The sequence below is a fragment of the Kribbella sp. NPDC051137 genome, assembly GCF_040682535.1.
Lineage (GTDB): Bacteria > Actinomycetota > Actinomycetes > Propionibacteriales > Kribbellaceae > Kribbella > Kribbella karoonensis.
In genome coordinates this window covers 770,361-787,377 of record NZ_JBFBBI010000001.1, presented here as the reverse complement: position 1 = coordinate 787,377, position 17,017 = coordinate 770,361, and the positions used below count along the sequence as shown (strand labels likewise).

Below are 17,017 nucleotides of genomic sequence, written 5' to 3'. Positions count from 1 at the left end.
AGGAGTCAGCTCGCCAGCAGGCGGTCGAGGGAGTCGCGGACGCGGTCCGTGTCCTCGCGGTACTTGAGTACGGCGCCGAGCGTCGCGGCCGCGGTCTCGACGTCGAGGACGTCGGTGCCGAGCGCCTCCAGAGCGCGCGCCCAGTCGAGGGTCTCCGCGACACCGGGCGGCTTCAGCAGGTCCAGATCGCGCATCCGCTGGACAGACCTCGTGACCTGTTCGGCGAGCCGCGCCGACACGCCGGGCAGTCGCGTCCGGACGATCTCGATCTCCCGGGCCAGACCCGGGTGGTCGATCCAGTGGTACAGGCACCGGCGCTTCAGCGCGTCGTGCACCTCCCGCGTCCGGTTCGAGGTGAGCACCACGACCGGCGGTACGTCGGCGGCGATCGTGCCGAGCTCGGGGATCGTCACCTCGTACGTCGACAGCACCTCGAGCAGGAACGCCTCGAACTCGTCGTCGGCGCGATCGATCTCGTCGACCAGCAGTACGGCGGGGCTCTCCCGGAGCGCCCGCAGAACCGGGCGGGACAACAGGAAGCGCTCGTCGAACAGGCTCTTCTCCACCTCTTCGACGGCCGCCTCGGAGCTGGTCGCCTCGACCGTGCGCAGGTGCAGGATCTGCCGCGGGAAGTCCCAGTCGTAGAGCGCCTGCGACGCGTCGATGCCCTCGTAGCACTGCAGGCGGATCAGGTCGATCCCGAGTGCTTCGGCGAGTGCCTCGGCGAGGGCGGTCTTGCCGGTGCCAGGCTCGCCCTCGAGCAGCAGCGGGCGGTGCAGTGCGAGCGTGAGATAGCCGACCGTGGCAAGGCCCTCACCGGCCAAGTACCCGGTCGCCCGCAAACACCCGGCAAGCTCGCCCGCCGAGCCGACGGCACGCATTTCTTCAGCATTCACCTACCCGGCCGTGTTGCCAACCCCCGTCTCAACGGTGGCCCGGCGGCAGGTCCGCGGGCGTGTCGACGTCGGCGCCGTCCGCGACGTCACCGCATTCCACCTGCGCCGCCCGGTGCTCGCGGAGATAGGCCCGTGCCCCTTCGTCCCCGCGCGCCGACGCGATCACCCCGTCCCAGTGCGCCCGCCCGATCACCACCGGGTGCCCGGGCGCGCCGTCGTACGTCGCCCGCCGCAAGGCCTCCGGTCCGACCTCCGACGTGATCCTCTCGATGGCGGCGACCGTCAGCCCGGGTACATCCACCGGCACCACGACGACCGCGTCCGCACCCGAGCTGGTGAGATGCGTGAGGCCGGCGCGGAGCGAGGCACCCATGCCTTCGGACCAGTCCGTTGCTTCGACGACCTCGACCGGTTCGGCGGCGAGAGCGGCTCGGGCTCGGAAGGCGTCGGCGCCGACGACGACCACGACCGGGGCGCAGCCCGCCCACGTCAGCAACCTCGCCGTACGGACGGCCCACGGTACGCCGGACGCGTCGCGGACCAGCGCCTTCGGAGTACCCATCCGGCGGCCGGCGCCGGCAGCGAGGAGGAGGCCTGCGACGGCAGGGGCGTTCTTCACCTCAGCAGCGTACTGATTTCACACTCTGGGCAGTGACGTCTGCCACGCGATGCCGGGCGGCAGGCGTGGCACGATATCTGACGTGACGACGATCGCAGACGGCTCGAGGTCCCTTCCGTTGCTGTTCCTCGGGCAGAACACCGACCCGCACTCCGAGCGCGGCGTCGAGTGCCCGGGCGCGCTTCCGCCGGCGTCCGACCCGGATCTGGTGGAGCGGGCGCTGAAGGCGAAGGCGGCGCTCGGTGACCAGGTGTTCGTGCTCGGGCACCACTACCAGCGCGACGAGGTGATCCAGTTCGCGGACGTCACCGGTGACTCGTTCAAGCTCGCCCGGGACGCGGCGGCCCGCCCGGACGCGCCGTACATCGTGTTCTGCGGCGTGCACTTCATGGCGGAGTCGGCCGACATCCTCACCAACGACCAGCAGACCGTGATCCTGCCGGACCTGGCGGCCGGGTGCTCGATGGCCGACATGGCCCGCATCCAGCAGGTCGAGGCCGCCTGGGACGCGCTCGCCGACGCGGGCGTCGCGGACGTGACGGTGCCGGTCACGTACATGAACTCGAGCGCCGACATCAAGGCGTTCTGCGGCCGCCACGGCGGTGTCGTGTGTACGTCGAGCAACGCCGAGACGGCGCTGAACTGGGCGTTCGAGCAGGGCGAGAAGGTGCTCTTCCTCCCGGACCAGCACCTCGGCCGCAACACCGCCGTACTGCAACTGGGCATGTCGCTCGACGACTGTGTCGTGTACGACCCGCACAAGCCGAACGGCGGGCTCACGAAGGAGCAACTCGCCGCCGCGAAGATGATCCTGTGGCGCGGGCACTGCTCGGTGCACGGCCGGTTCACCGCCGAGTCGGTCGACGACGTCCGCTCCCGGGTCCCCGGCGTGAACGTGATCGTGCACCCCGAGTGCCGGCACGAGGTCGTCACGAAGGCCGACCAGGTCGGGTCCACGGAGTACATCATCCAGGCCCTTGAGACGGCCGAGCCCGGTACGTCGTGGGCGGTCGGCACCGAGCTCAACCTGGTCCAGCGGCTCGCGAAGCAGCACACCGACAAGAACATCGTGTTCCTCGACAAGACCGTCTGCTACTGCGCGACGATGAACCGCATCGACCTCCCGCACTTCGTCTGGGCCCTGGAGAACCTGGTCGCCGGCCACGTCGTCAACCCGATCAAGGTCGACGCCGACACCGAGCACTACGCCAAGGTCGCCCTCGACCAGATGCTCGCCCTCCCGGGCAAGACCGCGAAGGACTGATCAGAGGGAGGCCCGCAGACTGCGTACCAGGTCTTCCGGGTTGCGTTCGGCGATGTGGTGCGTGGACTTGATGCCGTGCCCCTCGACCTGGCGGCACCACGGCCGCCAGACCGCGACCACATCTCCGTAGAGCTGCTCCATGTCGTCGTCGGTCGACCAGAGCGCGAGCGTGGTCCACGCGTTGTACCAGGTGTCGGGATCCGCGCAGATCACCCGCTCGGCAGGCTTCTCCTGCTGCGCGAAGAACCACCAGTGCCACCACGCCGCGGCGAACTCCGCCCCACATCGCTCCAGCGCTTCGACGACCGGCACGCTGTCCATCACGACGAGCTTGCTGACTCGCTCCGGATGGTCGAGCGCGGTGCGATAGGCGACGTACGAACCGCGGTCGTGCCCGGCGACGGCGAACCGCTCGTGCCCGAGCGACGTCATCAGCCGTACGACGTCCGCGGCCAGCTCCCGTTTCGAGTACGGCGTGTGCTCCGCGCCCGTGACCGGCTTGCCCGACTGCCCGTAGCCGCGCAGGTCCGGACACACCACGGTGTACCCGGCGGCCACCAGCCGCGGTGCCACGGCGTACCAGGTGGTGTGGGCCCGCGGATGCCCGTGCAGCAGTACGACGGCGGGTCCGCTGCCGCCGTACCGCACCCTGATCCGCTGTCCTTCGAGGTCGACGTCGTCCAGCACGAATCCTTCGAACACGGCCGGCCGGTACCCAGTCCCGGCGGCTCAGAAGCCCGGCAGGAACAGGCAGAACAGGTGACCGTCCGGGTCGCGCATGACCCGCACACCGTCCGGCTGCGGCTGATGGGCCTCGACGCTGCCGCCCAGACTCACCGCGTGTTCCACCTCGCGGTCGAGGTCGTCCACCTCGATGTCCAGGTGGGCCTGCATCTGCTGGACGTCGCCCTGCTGCGGCCAGGTCGGCGGGACGTGGTCGGACTCCAGCTGGAAGCTCAGCCCCGGGCGGTCGCGGTCGGGGTGGCGCAGGGTCACCCAGTCCGGCTGGCGCCGAACCTCGACCCAGTCCAACAGCTCGCGGTAGAAGTCGGCCAGCTTGGGCGGATCCGGAGTTCCGAGGACGGTGGCAGCGAGGTTCGCAGACATGGCGGCCTTTCTCTGGGCGAGGTCGGTGATCTGCCGGTACCCCGCCCCAACCCGTCAGTCGGCGGTGACGCGCGCCGGGTTGTACCACTCCGCCAGCAGCTCCGGGAGGCGGTCGGGGCCCCAGCGGTCCACCGGGGTGATGCGGCCGGTCAGGGTGGACAGGCCGCGGGCGAGTTCGCCGACGACGTCGCCGCGCCACGGGACCGTGACGCCTTCCTCGGGGCCGACGATGACCGCCGGGCCGCCGCGGTCGACGCAGACCACCGGACATCCGGAGGCCAGGGCTTCGGTGACGGCCCAGCCGGCGGCCTCCCGGAACGCGGGTGCGAGCAAGGCGTCCGCCCGGAACATCGCGGCCAGCACCTCCTCGCGGGGCAGCGCGCCCATGAACTCCACGCGGTCGCGGACGCCCAACTGCCAGGCGAGGCTCTCGGCGCGGCCCCAGTCGGGCCCGTCGCCGATGATCCGCAGCTCCCAGCCCGCCGCCTCCGGACGCGCCAGCGCGCTGATCGCCAGCAGCACGCCCTTCCACGGGATCAGCCGCCCCACGAACAAGGCGGTCTTCACGGTGCGGCTGAACGGCTCGTACGGCCCGGACGCCGTGAACCGCCGGATCGCGACGTTCGGCTGCACCACGAGCTCCTGCGCGTACGGCGCGAACGCCGCCGCGACGTCGTTGTTCTGGGCAACCATCAGGTCCGCGGTCTGCGCCATCCGGCGACCGGTCAGACGCCGCCGCACGCCGGTGTAGGCCCGCCGTACCAGCTCCCCCAGAACGCCCCGCGGGCCCAGCCAGTGCGCCATCGACAGCGGCGCGGTCGTCGACCCGCCGACAGGACCCCAGATCACCTTCGCGGACGACTCCTCGACCACCCCGGCGCCCATCCAGTCCACCGCGAACGTCAGGTGGTGGATCACGTCGAACGCGTGCAGCGCGTGCAGCTCCCGCGCCGTACGCCGGGCCAGCCCCTGCCACAACGGGTAGTACCAGTACACGTCCGCGGGCCGGCGCCGGAGCCGGAGAATCCACCGGGGCATCTCCAGCGGTACGACGGTCAGCCCCGGCACCGGCCGCGCGGCGAGCTCCTCGTGGATCTCGTGCACGAACTTGCCCCGGGTCAGCAGCCAGACGTCGTGGTCGCGCGCCGCGGCCTTCGCCCAGGCCCATCCGGCGCCCGGCTCGGACCCGCCCGACGGCCGGCACGCGTAGGCGCTCAGCAAGACCTTCGGCCGGCCAGGCATCAGCTCATCCCCTCCAGGAGCCTGCGCAGATCGGTGCTCGAGGTGGAGGCGGTGTACGGGAAGTAATGCACCTGTGCGCCGACCTCACCCAGCAGCCGCTCCAGTCTGGTCCCCTTTTCGGTTCCCTTCCAGTCGTCCCCCTTGAACAGGATGTCGTACCGCAGCTGCTGCCACATCTCGAACTTGTCGCTGGACCAGTCGCTGACCACCTGGTCGACCAGGTCCAGCGCCCGGACCACGTCCATCCGCTCGGCATGCGGGACGACCGGTGGGCGGCCCTTGATCCGGGTGACCACGTCGTCCTCGACGACGCCGGCGATCAGGTGGTCGCAGTGCTCGCGGGCGCGGCGCAGGATGTTCAGGTGGCCGATGTGGAACATGTCGTACACGCCGGGCGCGTAGCCGACGACCGTCATGCGGACACCCCCAGGGCTGCCATCTCCCGATACCACTTGCCGATCGCGGCGGCCAGGAAAAGCGCGTTCAGCAGCAGCAACGCGCCGTACAGCACGACGAACACCGACGGTGCGCCGAAGGCGAGGAAGACCAGGCAGAGGACGCCGTAGTCGGTCGGTGCGATGAGCAACGACTTGACCACGGAATCGCCACGTTCGTTGGGTTTCGCGCCAACGCCGTGCCGGCGGCGGAGCTGGTCGATCAGGATCAGGCCGAAGAACAGCACCGACGACAGGCACACGTAGGCCAGCGGCACCAGCAGCACGAGGTCATTGCCGAAGGCATCGAAGCGGTAGAACGAGATCAGTACGGCGCTGTGCAGCAGCACGATCTTGACCGCGTCGATCATGTGGTCGAGCCACTCCCCCAGCGGCGAGCCGCCGCCGCGCAGCCGGGCCAGCTGCCCGTCCGCGGAGTCCAGCCCGTACCCGAGCACGAGCAGCGCGGTCACCAGCAGGGCCGACCACCACGACGGGCGCACGGTCGCCACCAGCACGATCCCGACCAGCGAGCAGAACCCGGACGCGAGGCTCACCTGGTTCGGCGTCCGGCCTCCCAGGTACGCCGCGGCCGCGAACACCCGGCCGATCCGGCGGTTCACGAACCGCGAGTACGCCGGCGTACCGGCCGACGGCTTCTGCGCCCGGGAGAGCCGCGCGACGGTGTCCCGCAACCCGGTCATGGGGCCTCCCGGTGTCGCGGCATCAGTACAGCCCTCATGCGACCGAGCTGCGCGACTGCCGCTGGTCGATCGCGGCGCGCAGGATCGGGCTGCGGGACCGCCGACCGGCGGGCAGTACGGTGATCAGCCCGGCCGGCAGCCCGGCGAGCTCCGCAACACCCAGCACGCCGTCCGCGGCACTCGCGGCGAACACGGTCTGTACCCCCAGTGCACCGGCCAGCCGGTCGTCCTGTACCGCGTCGACGGCAACGACCTCGTCGACGCAGCGCAGGTGCCCGACGATCTGCGCCCGCTCCAGCTGCGGCACGAACGGCCGCGCGCCCCAGGCGTCGAGTGCCCAGTCGTCCGACAGCACCGCGACGACCAGCCGGTCACAGAACTGCCGCGCCCGCTCGAGTACGTCGACATGCCCGACGTGGAACAGGTCGAAGACCCCCACAACGCATCCGACCCGCGGCTCGGTGGCCAAGCTGCCTTCCCCCAACACGAAATCCCGCATTCTTCCCTGCCCGATGCCGCCCCCTGCATCTGGCGTGACCTTATACCTGGCGGGCACGACCGGCCCAACGTCCCGTGCTCGACCTGCCGCGGGCGGTGTGCCGGGCGATCGCATCGGTGTAGATCCTTTCCGTGGCCACCAGATCGCGCTCCGGCGTGAAGCGCTTCAGGTAGTCCTCGCGGGCTCGTTCGCCGCAGGCTATCGAAGTCACGGGATCAGCCACCAACCCGATCGCCTTGCGCAGTGCTTCCGGATCGCCGGGTTCGGTCAGCGCGCCGGTCCGTCCGTCGTCGACCAGCTCCGCCAGCGCCCCGAGCCGGGACGCGACCACCGGCACTCCTTGTGCGAAAGCCTCGACGACCACGAGTCCGAACGTCTCATACGAACGGGCCGGTACGACGGCGGCGCGCGCGGAGCGCAGCACATCCATGCCGGCCGCCCACGGTAGTTGACCGAGTACCTGAATCGACAGGTCCGTCCGGGCCCGTTCGTCGGCCACTGCGCGCAGCGGACCGTCTCCCACGACAACCAGTCGGCCGAGCCCGGAATCCCATGCCTGCAGGAGATCCGCGAACCCCTTGTCCTCGCTCAACCGCCCGAGGAACACCACCGCGTCGCCCGCTCCGGTGCGTACCCCGGCGGGATGCGGTACGGCGTGCGGCTTCACCACGAACCGCTCCGCGTCGAACCCGGCGGCGACGTACCGGTCACGGACGAACCCGGACGGCACCACGAACGTGTCGACGTACCGCTGCCAGGTGTGCAGGGAGTTGTGCACGCCGATGCCGGTCGCCAGCGGGAGTGTCTGGACGCGCGACTCGCGGTAGCAGCTGTGCTTGACCGCGGCGAGCGGGAGCTTGCCGATGCAGGACTCGCACGGCCGCCCGTCCCGCTGGAGGACCGCGTTCGCGCAGAGCAGCCGGAAGTTGTGCAGGGTCGCGACGACGGGCAGGTCCAGCCGGTACGCCGCGCGCAGTACCGACGGGCTGAACAGCGGGAACGTGTTGTGGACGTGCACCACGTCGGGCCGCTGCTTCTGCAATAGCTGTGTTAAATCGCGTTCCGCCGAAAATGACCAGACGGAACGAAACGGTAACAGTGCGCGATCTTTCCGGCTCATGGTCGCGATGTCGTCGCTGTCCCGGGCGTAGAGGTCGATCTCATGGCCGGATTTCCGCAACGAATCAACCGTTTGAGCGACAACGGTGTTCTCACCACTGGGTTGACCGGTCCGGTAACGGTTGTGCAGCATTGCGACCCGCATGGCACTACCTTAAGTCCCGCGGTAACTACAGCCTGGTCTCGCCCGCTCCCAGGAGAGTGCATTGAGGAAGTGGTGGTTCGCAGGCCTGCTCGCCGCGGCGGTGGCCGTGGTCGCGGCCGCTGTGCCGGTGATCGCGCACGAGCACAAGGCGACGACGGCGGCGCGGTTCCAGGAGTCCGAGCAGGCCGCGTCACGGGTTCTGCCCTCGCATCGTCCCGGCACTGCCACTCGACCGACCACCAGGCCGACCTCCGCCCCTTCGTCGAAGCCCGGCTCGCACCACACCAGGAAGCCGGGCGGTACGCCGACGACCGGCAAGCCGTCGAAGCCTGCCGAGCCCAAGGTCCCGAAGCCGCCCGTGGTCAGCTCGGACAAGGCCGGGCCCGCGATCGCCGGCCCGTGCGTCGGCGTGGTGATCAAGCCCGGGCAGGACGCACAGTCGATCGTGAGCTCCGAGCCCGCCGGTACGACGTTCTGCTTCGCCGCGGGAGTGCACCGGATCAGCAGCACGATCCGGCCGAAGGCGAACCAGGTCCTCGCGAGTGCGCAGCGGGCCGTACTGACCGGGTCCGTTCCGTTGAGCGGCTGGGTCCGCTCGGGATCGGCGTGGGTCGTCCGCGGCGTGCTGCCGGCGGCGTACGGCAAGAGCGGTGAGTGCGAGGACGACAGGGCGAACATCTGTTATCTGCGGGAACAGCTGTTCCTCGACGGCGCCCACCTGACGCGAGTCGCCGGGGTGTCCGCGGTCCGGGCCGGCACGTTCTACGCCGACTACGCGGCCAACGCGGTCTACCTCGGCAGCAGCCCGTCCGGGCACGACGTCGAGATGTCGAAGACCGCGACCGCGATCGAGTCGAACGCCCGCGGCGTCGTGGTCCGGGGGCTCACGATCGAGCACTTCGCCAGCGCACCGCAGGCCGGGGCGCTGGTCTCCGGTCCCGGCTGGAAGGTGACGGCGAACGACGTCTCCTGGAACCACGCGGTCGGCGTGATGCTGGTGGACGCGGACAAGGCGATCGTCGACAAGAACCTGATCCACCACAACGGGCAGCTCGGCCTCGGGCAGTACAGCTCGGCCGCGGCGAACGTCACCCGCAACGTGGTCAGCTCGAACAACACCGACGGCTTCTGGATCGCCGACTGGGAGTCCGGCGGCATCAAGTCGACCCGTTCGTCCGGCACCGTGAGCGGCAACGTGATCAAGGCGAACAAGGGCGTCGGGATGTGGGCCGACGTCGCCGACGACGGCCGGCAGATCGTCGACAATCAGATCGTCGGCAACGCGGCGGACGGCATCCGCTACGAGATCAGCCGGAACGGCACCATCGAGGGCAACACGGTCACCGGCAACGGCTTCGGCACCGGCCGCGGCTCCGGTACGTCGCTGTGGGACGGCGGCGGGATCAACGTGAACACGTCGACCGGTGTGACGATCAAGGCGAATCGGGTCGCGGGCAACGTCAACGGCGTGACGATCCAGTCCCGGACACGCGGCAGCGGGCCGTGGGGCACGTACCTGCTCCGCGACGTCCAGGTCAGCGGCAACACCATCGAGATGACCGGCGGATCCCAGGCAACCGGCATGGTCCAGAACTCCGGAGCCGAGGTTCCCGCGGGCGAGGTGGTGTTCAGCGGCAACAAGTACGTGCTGGACAGCCTCGGGACCCAGCGGTTCGCGCGCTTCGGCACCAAGCTGACGGCGGCCGGGTGGCGGCGGGCGGGGCTGGACAAGGTCGGGAGCTTCCTCGCCAACTGACGGCGACCGCTTGCCTTTCGCAACATATTTGTGCGCTACGTATTGCCATGACTACGTGACGTAGGGGTAACCTGCGTAGCGAAGCCGCGCCATGGGGGGTGCGCTCAGGGCTACCTGTGCCACCGGAGGCTCCGCTATGAAGACCGCATTTCTGGCAGTCGTTGTCGTCGGCACCGGCCTGGTTGCCGTCGGCCCGCTACCCGCGAACAGCACACCGCCCGACGTCGGCGATCAGGTTCTCGGCCTGTTGACCGGCGACGATCACGCTGCCGCCACGCCGCCGAACGACGGGACGTTCCGCACCGGCCCCGCGCTGGCACCCGCGTGCGACGGCCTACCGATCAGCACCACCGACGACGCCGCCGAGATCGTCGACAAGGCACCCGCCGGTACGACGTTCTGCTTCAGCGCCGGCCTGCACCGGATCCGCGACACGATCCACCCGAAGGCCGGCCAGGTGCTCGCCAGCGACGACGGCGCCGTACTGACCGGGTCGGTCCGCCTCAACCGCTGGGCCGCCGCCACGGGATCGAGCCGCGCCTGGGTGAGCACCGGCGTACTGCCGCCGGCGTACGCGCGGACCGGGCAGTGCGAGGACGACAAGGCGAACATCTGCTACCTCCGCGAGCAGGTGTTCCGCGACGGCCGGCACCTGACCCGGGTGGCGTCCCGCGACAAGGTTGCCCCCGGCACCTTCTACGCGGACTACACGGCGAACGCCGTCTACCTCGGCGACAGTCCGTTCGGGCACGCGATCGAGATGTCGCGTACACCGACCGCGATCGAGCCCGGCGGGAACAACGTGGTCGTCCGCGGGCTGACGATCGAGCACTTCGCCACTCCCCCGCAGTCCGGCGCCGTGGTGCTCGGGCTCGGATGGCACGTTTACGCGAACGACATCCGCTGGAACCACGCCGTCGGCGCGATGCTGGTGAACGCGGACAGCGCCGTACTGGAGAAGAACCGGATCCACGACAACGGCCAGCTCGGCGTCGGGCAGTACAGCACGCTGAAGGGCACGATCGCCGCGAACGAGGTGAGCGGCAACAACACCGACGGCTTCTGGATCGCCGACTGGGAGTCCGGCGGGATCAAGACCACCTGGTCCTCCGGCGGCTCGGTCGCCGGCAATCTGATTGCCGACAATCTGGGCGTCGGGCTGTGGAGCGACGCGTACGACGACAGCCGGACGTTCGCCAACAACCAGATCGTCGACAATGCGGCGGACGGGATCCGCTACGAGATCGGCCGCAACGGTGTGATCGAGGACAATGTGGTCAGCGGCAACGGCTTCGGCACCGGCCGCGGCTCCGGTACGTCGCTGTGGGACGGCGGCGGGATCAACGTGAACACGTCGTCGAACGTCCAGGTCCGCGACAACGTCGTGGCGAACAACGTGAACGGGATCTCGATCCAGTCCCGGACCCGCGGCTCCGGTCCGTGGGGCCAGAACCTGCTCCGCGACATCGTTGTCTCCGGCAACCGGGTGACGATGCGCGGCGGCAGCACCGCGACCGGGATGGTGCAGAACTCCGGTGCGGCGATCCCGGCCGGCGCGGTCACCCTCGACGACAACCTGTACGTCCTCGACAGCCTGACCGCGGACCGCTTCCAGAAGACGGGCCAGTGGTACACCGCGAAACAGTGGCGCACCACCGGCCAGGACACGTCCAGCGTCTTCACCCTCGGCAAAGCAGTCCTCACCGCCACCGGCATCCTCACCATCCTCCCCACCAACTGAGGCCGCCCGCCAGCGGATGGCGTGGTGGGGTTCAGCGGGTGAGGGCGGAGACGTGGTGGGTGAGGAGGGTGCGGAAGGTGGTCGAGTCGCGGAGGTCGGGGGTGAAGACCGTGTCGACCGAGAGCAGCGCGTCGACCAGTTTGGCGGGGTCGGTGATGCCGGCGACGGCGGACTGCAGGCGTGCGGCCTGGGGGTCGTCGAGGTCGGGCGTGCGGAGGACGTAGACCATCCAGGCGGCGACCGCGAGCGAGATGGTGCGCGGTTCGGCGCCCGCGTCGAGGCGGTCGCGGACGGTGCCGAGCATCCGGACCGGGAGCTTGACCGAGCCGTCCATCGCGACCTGGCGGGTGCGGTGCTTGAGGGCCGGGTTCTCGAAGCGCTCCAGGACCGTCTCGCCGTACGCCGCGAGGTCGAGACCGTCCGGCGGCGTCAGGGTCGGGATCACGTCGTCGGTCATCAGCTGCCGGGCGAGGCCGCCGAGCTCCTCGTCGCGGACCGCCTCCGCGATCGTCTCGTAGCCCCGGAGGGCACCGAGGTACGCGAGCATCGAGTGGGTCGCGTTCAGCATCCGCAGCTTCGCCTGCTCCCACGGCGCGACGTCGGCGGTGAGGACCGCGCCGCCGCGTTCCCACGCGGGTCGCGGGCCGGCGAAGTCGTTCTCGATCACCCACTGCAGGAACGGCTCCGCGACCACCACGGCCTCGTCGCGGACGCCGAGCATCCGGGCCGCCTCGTCGCGGTCCGCGTCCGTGGTCGCCGGGACGATCCGGTCGACCATGCCGGCCGGGAACCGGGTCGCCTCGAACGCCGCCGGAACCTTGCCGAGGGCGTCGAAGTAGTCCGTCACCAGCTTCCGCAGGAACGGGCCGTTGGCCACCAGGTTGTCGCAGGACAGGATCGTCAACGGCTCGTCCCGGCGGGCGAGCGCGGCGGCCAGCTGACCGACCACGGTCCGCGGCGGCCGCCCGGTCAGGTCGGCCCGGATCTCCGGGTCGTCCAGGTCGAGCCCGCCGCCCGCGGCCCGGTACCCCTTCTCGGTCACGGTCAGCGTGACCACCGACACCGCCGGGTCCGCGATCCGGGCCACCACCGCCTCCGGGTCCTCGGGCGCGGTCAGTACGTCGCGAACGCTGCCGATCACCTGGATCGACGGATCGCCGAGGCCGCGTTCGAGCACGGAGTACAGGCCGTCCTGCGGCGCGAGCTGGTCGCGGACCGTGGCAGACCGCTGGCTCACCCCGGTGATCCCCCAGCGGGTCTCGCCGGTCGCGACCGCCGCGCGTTCGGTGACGACGGCCTGGTGGGCGCGGTGGAACGCGCCGATCCCGAGGTGCACGATGCCGACCGACAACGCGTTCGGGTCGACCGCGGGGGCGACGGGGAGGTTGGTGAGACTCAGCCTGGACAAGCGACACGGCCTTTCTTTCGAGAAGCACAGCTATTCGGAGGGTTCTTCCTTCACCCGGGCCACCAGTTGGGTCGGGTTGACGAAACGCAGCGCGACCACCAGCAGGACCAGCATCATCGCCGTGTACATGACGGCCATCGCGTCGACCGACTGCTGCGCGCGGATCCCCGCGGCGGACATCGAGTAGTACAAGGCAACCACGAGGGTCTGCGAGTCCGGCCCCGCGGTGAGGAAGGTCAGTTCGAACATCCCGACCGTGCGGACCAGGACCAGGATGCCGGACGCGAGCAGCCCCGGGACCAGCAGCGGCGCGAGGATCTTCAGGAACACCGAGCGGGTCCCGGCGCCGAGCATCCGGGCCGCGTCCTCGATCCGCGGATCGACCTGCTCGATGAACGGCGTCATCGTGAGGATCACGAACGGCACCGACGGCACCAGGTTGGCCAGCACCACCCCGGACAGATGCCCGGCGAAGCCGAACTTGTAGAGCACGGTCGCGAGCGGGATGCCGTACGTGATCGGCGGCATCAGGATCGGCAGCAGGAACGTCAGGTACACCAGCCGCTTGCCGGGAAAGTTCTTCCGGGCCAGCACGTACGCCGCGGGCGCGCCGACGAGGACCGACAGTACGACGACCAGCGCGGACACGAGCAGCGTGACGACGATGACGTGGAACAACGTGAACTCGTGCCACGCGTCGCCGTACCACTTGGTGGTGAAACCGCTCGGGAACCAGGTGTCGAACCACTTCTGGCCGAACGAGCTGACCAGGACCGACAGCACGACGCCGGCCAGGTTGACGAAGAAGAACGCCACGACGGCCCAGATCACCCAGCCGAGCGGAGTGGAGCGGACCGAACGCACTTTCTCGCTCATCCCTTGCCTCCCGTCGATCCGGTGTACAGCCGGGACCGCCAGATCAGCACGATCGCGACCACGATCAGCTCGACGGCGCCCATCACCATCGCGATCGCCGACGCGTACGAGTAGTCGTACTGCTCGTACGCCGCCTGGTACGCGGCCAGCGAGATGACCCGGGTGGATCCGGCCGGGTTGCCGACCAGGACCGCCGACGGGAACACGGAGAACGCCAGTACGAAGGTCAGCAAGAAGGTCGTCGCGAGGCCGGGGGCCAGTAGCGGGAGCGTGATCCGGCGGAAGCGCTGCGCCCGGGACGCGCCGAGTGTCGCCGCGGCCCGTTCCAGGGTCGGGTCGATCCCGGACAGGTACGACAGCACCAGCAGGAACGCGAACGGGAAGCCGGTGATGACCAGCGAGAAGAACACGCCCCAGTAGTTGTTGGTCAGCCGGACAGGATTGTCGACAATGTGCAGGCTGAGCAGCACGCGGTTGAACCAGCCGGTCGGGCCGAGGTAGTTCAACAGCCCCTGCGCGGTGAGCACCGTGCCGAGCGTGATCGGTACGACGAGGATCGTGGTCATGAGCCGCTTCCCGCGGAACCGGCCGCGCAACCGGAACGCGATCGGGACCGCCGCCAGCACGTTCAGCAGGGCCGCGGGGAGGGCGATCTTCAGCGTGGTCGCGATCGTGTCCCGCTGGTACGCGTCGCCGAAGAACTTGCTGTAGTTCGCCAGTACGCCGCCGCCCTTCATCGGCTGGAACGACAGGCTGAGGCCGTACAGGAACGGGTAGACGAACAGCAGCAGGACGAAGATCGTAGCCGGAAGCAACAACCACAGCCGCCGGTCGACGCCTCGCTCGGCCAGCCGGTGCTGCCAGGTCGCGCCGGCCCTCGCGCCGGCCGTGCCCGCGCTCACGACGGGTACACCAGGAGCCGCCCGGGCGTCACCGTCAGGGCCACCTGCTCCCCCGGCTCGACCCGGTGCTCGGTCCGCACGTGCAGCTTGACGTCGCCGTCCAGCGCCACCTCGAGGGCCCGTTCCCGGCCCTGGTACTCGACCACCTCGACGAGGCCCTTCACGCCCTCGTCGCCGAGCTTCACGTCCTCCGGCCGGACCGCCGCGATCACGTCGTCGCCGATCGCGACCGGGCCCTGGGCGGCGCCGCGGACCGGCGTCCCGCCGAGGTCGACGGTCACCTGGTCGCCGTTCAGCTGGGACACCTTCAACGGCAGCAGGTTCCGGTACCCCATGAAGTCCGCGACGTGCCACGTCGACGGCTTCGTGTGCACCTCCTCCGGCGTACCGATCTGCTGCACCTTGCCGAGCCGCATGACGACCAGGCGGTCGGCCATGCTGAGCGCCTCCTCCTGGTCGTGCGTCACGTACACCGTGGTGAGTCCGAGCGACTGGTGCAGCCGGCGGATCTCGGTGCGCATCTCCAGGCGGAGCTTGGCGTCGAGGTTGCTCAGCGGCTCGTCCATCAGCACCAGCGACGGCTCGAGGACCGTCGCGCGGGCGATCGCCACGCGCTGCTGCTGACCGCCGGACAGCTGGCCCGGCAGCTTGCCGGCGTGGTCACCGAGCTGCACCATCTCGATCGCGTCGGCGGTCCGCCGCTGGACGTCGGACTTCGGCAGGTTCCGCATCCGCAGCCCGAAGGCGATGTTGTCCCCGACCGTCAGGTGCGGGAACAGCGCGTAGTTCTGGAACACCATGCCGAATCCGCGCTTCTCCGGCGGCAGCGTGTCGATCCGCCGGTCGTCCTGCCAGATCGAACCCGCGGTCAGCGGGAGCAGCCCGGCCAGGCAGTTGAGCGCTGTCGACTTCCCGCAACCGGACGGCCCGAGCAGGGCGATGAACTCGCCCCGCTCGATGGTCAGGTCGAGCCCGGAGAGCGCGTCGGCGGTCCCGAACCGGCGCGTCACCCCGTCCAGCCTGAGCTGCGCGAACCCGCTCACGAGCCCTTGACCTTGCTGCCACCGACCTCGCGGTCCCACTTGTCGAAGGCCGCCACCAGCGCCTTCGCGTCCAGCGGCACCTCTGTCGGATTGTCGGCAATCAGCTTGTCGTACTCCGGGCGACCGAACTGGTTGATCGCGTCCTGGCTCTCCTGCGGCGCCTGCGACAGCTGGACACCCTTGATCGCCGGACCCGGGTAGAAGTAGCCCTTGTCGTAGGCCTTCGCCTGCTGCTCCGGCGTCAGCATGAACTGCAACAGCTGCAGGATCGCCGCCTGCTTGTCGGTCGACACACCCTTGGGTACGACGGCGTAGTGCGCGTCGGTGACCCAGTGGAAGCCCTGGATCGGGGTGATCGCGGCCTCCTTCGGGACCGTGCCGAGCACCCGCGGGTTGATGTCCCACCCGGTGGTCGAGGCGATGATGTTGGCGGACCCGTTGGCCAGCGCCTTCATCGTGTCCGCCGTACCGGACGGGTAGAAGTCGACGTACTGGTTGAGCTCCTTCAGGTACGCCCAGGTCTTGTCCCAGCCGTTCACCGGGTCCTTCGGGTCCTTGTCGCCGAGGATGTACGGCAGACCCATCAGGAACGTCCGGCCGGGACCGGAGTTCGCCGGGCGGGCGTACATGACCTTGCCCTTGTTGGCCTTCGCGTAGGCGAGCAACTCGTCGGCCGTCTTCGGCGGCGACGGCACCTTGGACGGCATGTACTCGAGCAGCGGGCCGGACGGGTAGTACGTGACCGTCACGCCCTCGTTGCCGGCCAGCTCCTGCATCTTCGCCGCGGGCGGCAGGTAGTCCTTCATCCCGGGCAGCCGGTCCTTGTACTTCGAGAGCAGGTCGACCCACAGGCCCTGCTCGTGACCGGCGGCGAGGCCGTCGGTCCCGGTGAGCACGAGGTCGATGTCGACCCGGTTCGCGTTCTGCTGGGCCTTGATCTTGCCGGCCAGCTCGGGCGCGGGCCCCTTCGAGTACGTGACCTTCGAGATCACGTCCGGGTGCTGCTTGACGAAGTCGTCGATCATGCCCTGCGTGAGCTGCAGGTTGCCGGCCACGTCGAGGATGTTCAGGCTCACCGCCTTCGACGGCTTGTCGGGTACGTCGCCACCGCTGTCGGCGGCGGGCTTGTTCGGGGTCGGGGCGCCGCAACCGGCCAGCAACGCCAACAGGCCGGCGGCGGCAACGAACTTCCGCTGCAGTTGCATCGGACATCTCCTTGATCAAAGGCGGGCCCGGCGCGGCGCGAACGCCGGCCGGGGTGA

Annotated in this window: 17 protein-coding genes; 3 read left to right on the top strand and 14 right to left on the bottom strand. The window is 69.7% G+C overall.

From position 1 onward, the window contains the following. Positions 1 to 5: 5 nt before the first annotated feature. On the bottom strand, positions 6 to 881 hold the full coding sequence (locus AB0M51_RS03760; RefSeq protein ID WP_344201463.1) for a MoxR family ATPase: 876 nt from the start codon (positions 879 to 881) through the stop codon (positions 6 to 8). A 43-nt stretch (positions 882 to 924) separates the two neighbouring features. Next, positions 925 to 1,515 (bottom strand): NTP transferase domain-containing protein, encoded by a 591-nt coding sequence (locus tag AB0M51_RS03755; RefSeq protein WP_344201466.1) that lies wholly within the window; start codon positions 1,513 to 1,515, stop codon positions 925 to 927. An 82-nt stretch (positions 1,516 to 1,597) separates the two neighbouring features. On the opposite strand from AB0M51_RS03755, the gene nadA reads away from it, so the two are divergent. Then, positions 1,598 to 2,779: a quinolinate synthase NadA gene (gene nadA / locus AB0M51_RS03750; RefSeq protein WP_344201469.1), complete on the top strand. Its 1,182-nt coding sequence runs from the start codon at positions 1,598 to 1,600 to the stop codon at positions 2,777 to 2,779. Here nadA and AB0M51_RS03745 read toward each other — a convergent pair whose 3' ends face one another. Genes AB0M51_RS03745 through AB0M51_RS03715 form a run of 7 tightly spaced genes read right to left on the bottom strand, consistent with a single transcriptional unit; the run spans position 2,780 to position 8,017 of the window. Then, a complete protein-coding gene (locus AB0M51_RS03745; RefSeq protein WP_344201472.1) occupies positions 2,780 to 3,481 on the bottom strand; it encodes an alpha/beta hydrolase in 702 nt (233 codons plus the stop codon). It lies immediately after the preceding gene. Between the two features lie 27 nt (positions 3,482 to 3,508). After that, positions 3,509 to 3,886, bottom strand: a complete 378-nt coding sequence (locus tag AB0M51_RS03740; protein WP_344201475.1) for a VOC family protein — start codon at positions 3,884 to 3,886, stop codon at positions 3,509 to 3,511. Positions 3,887 to 3,940: 54 nt separating this feature from the next. After that, positions 3,941 to 5,128, bottom strand: coding sequence for a glycosyltransferase (locus tag AB0M51_RS03735; protein ID WP_344201478.1), 1,188 nt, complete (start codon positions 5,126 to 5,128; stop codon positions 3,941 to 3,943). Next, entirely contained in the window at positions 5,128 to 5,544 is a 417-nt protein-coding gene (locus AB0M51_RS03730; protein ID WP_344201481.1) for an adenylyltransferase/cytidyltransferase family protein, read from the bottom strand. Before AB0M51_RS03730 ends, AB0M51_RS03735 begins: the two co-directional genes overlap by 1 nt. Then, entirely contained in the window at positions 5,541 to 6,266 is a 726-nt protein-coding gene (locus AB0M51_RS03725; protein WP_363747983.1) for a CDP-alcohol phosphatidyltransferase family protein, read from the bottom strand. The genes AB0M51_RS03730 and AB0M51_RS03725 overlap by 4 nt, the downstream gene beginning before the upstream one ends. A gap of 34 nt (positions 6,267 to 6,300) precedes the next feature. Further along, complete coding sequence (locus tag AB0M51_RS03720) at positions 6,301 to 6,765, bottom strand: adenylyltransferase/cytidyltransferase family protein (RefSeq protein WP_363747981.1); 465 nt, start codon at positions 6,763 to 6,765, stop codon at positions 6,301 to 6,303. A gap of 40 nt (positions 6,766 to 6,805) precedes the next feature. Beyond that, entirely contained in the window at positions 6,806 to 8,017 is a 1,212-nt protein-coding gene (locus AB0M51_RS03715; protein WP_363748495.1) for a glycosyltransferase, read from the bottom strand. A gap of 73 nt (positions 8,018 to 8,090) precedes the next feature. Between AB0M51_RS03715 and AB0M51_RS03710 the strand changes: the two genes are divergently transcribed. Both AB0M51_RS03710 and AB0M51_RS03705 read left to right on the top strand, forming a co-directional pair. Next, positions 8,091 to 9,785, top strand: a complete 1,695-nt coding sequence (locus AB0M51_RS03710) for a right-handed parallel beta-helix repeat-containing protein (RefSeq protein ID WP_363747979.1) — start codon at positions 8,091 to 8,093, stop codon at positions 9,783 to 9,785. Between the two features lie 136 nt (positions 9,786 to 9,921). Beyond that, positions 9,922 to 11,526, top strand: coding sequence for a right-handed parallel beta-helix repeat-containing protein (locus tag AB0M51_RS03705; protein WP_363747977.1), 1,605 nt, complete (start codon positions 9,922 to 9,924; stop codon positions 11,524 to 11,526). Positions 11,527 to 11,557: 31 nt separating this feature from the next. On the opposite strand, the gene AB0M51_RS03700 is transcribed toward AB0M51_RS03705, so the two are convergent. From AB0M51_RS03700 to AB0M51_RS03680, 5 genes are read right to left on the bottom strand one after another with little or no spacing between them, the layout of a single operon-like run. After that, complete coding sequence (locus AB0M51_RS03700; RefSeq protein ID WP_363747975.1) at positions 11,558 to 12,934, bottom strand: mannitol dehydrogenase family protein; 1,377 nt, start codon at positions 12,932 to 12,934, stop codon at positions 11,558 to 11,560. 30 nt (positions 12,935 to 12,964) lie between these two features. Next, positions 12,965 to 13,810, bottom strand: a complete 846-nt coding sequence (locus AB0M51_RS03695; RefSeq protein ID WP_363747973.1) for an ABC transporter permease subunit — start codon at positions 13,808 to 13,810, stop codon at positions 12,965 to 12,967. After that, complete coding sequence (locus AB0M51_RS03690) at positions 13,807 to 14,712, bottom strand: sugar ABC transporter permease (RefSeq protein WP_344201503.1); 906 nt, start codon at positions 14,710 to 14,712, stop codon at positions 13,807 to 13,809. The genes AB0M51_RS03695 and AB0M51_RS03690 overlap by 4 nt, the downstream gene beginning before the upstream one ends. Continuing rightward, the gene (locus AB0M51_RS03685; protein WP_363747970.1) at positions 14,709 to 15,755 is read right to left on the bottom strand and encodes an ABC transporter ATP-binding protein; all 1,047 of its coding nucleotides are present in this window, start codon (positions 15,753 to 15,755) and stop codon (positions 14,709 to 14,711) included. Before AB0M51_RS03685 ends, AB0M51_RS03690 begins: the two co-directional genes overlap by 4 nt. Next, positions 15,752 to 16,960: an extracellular solute-binding protein gene (locus AB0M51_RS03680; RefSeq protein WP_344201508.1), complete on the bottom strand. Its 1,209-nt coding sequence runs from the start codon at positions 16,958 to 16,960 to the stop codon at positions 15,752 to 15,754. The genes AB0M51_RS03685 and AB0M51_RS03680 overlap by 4 nt, the downstream gene beginning before the upstream one ends. Positions 16,961 to 17,017: the final 57 nt, after the last annotated feature.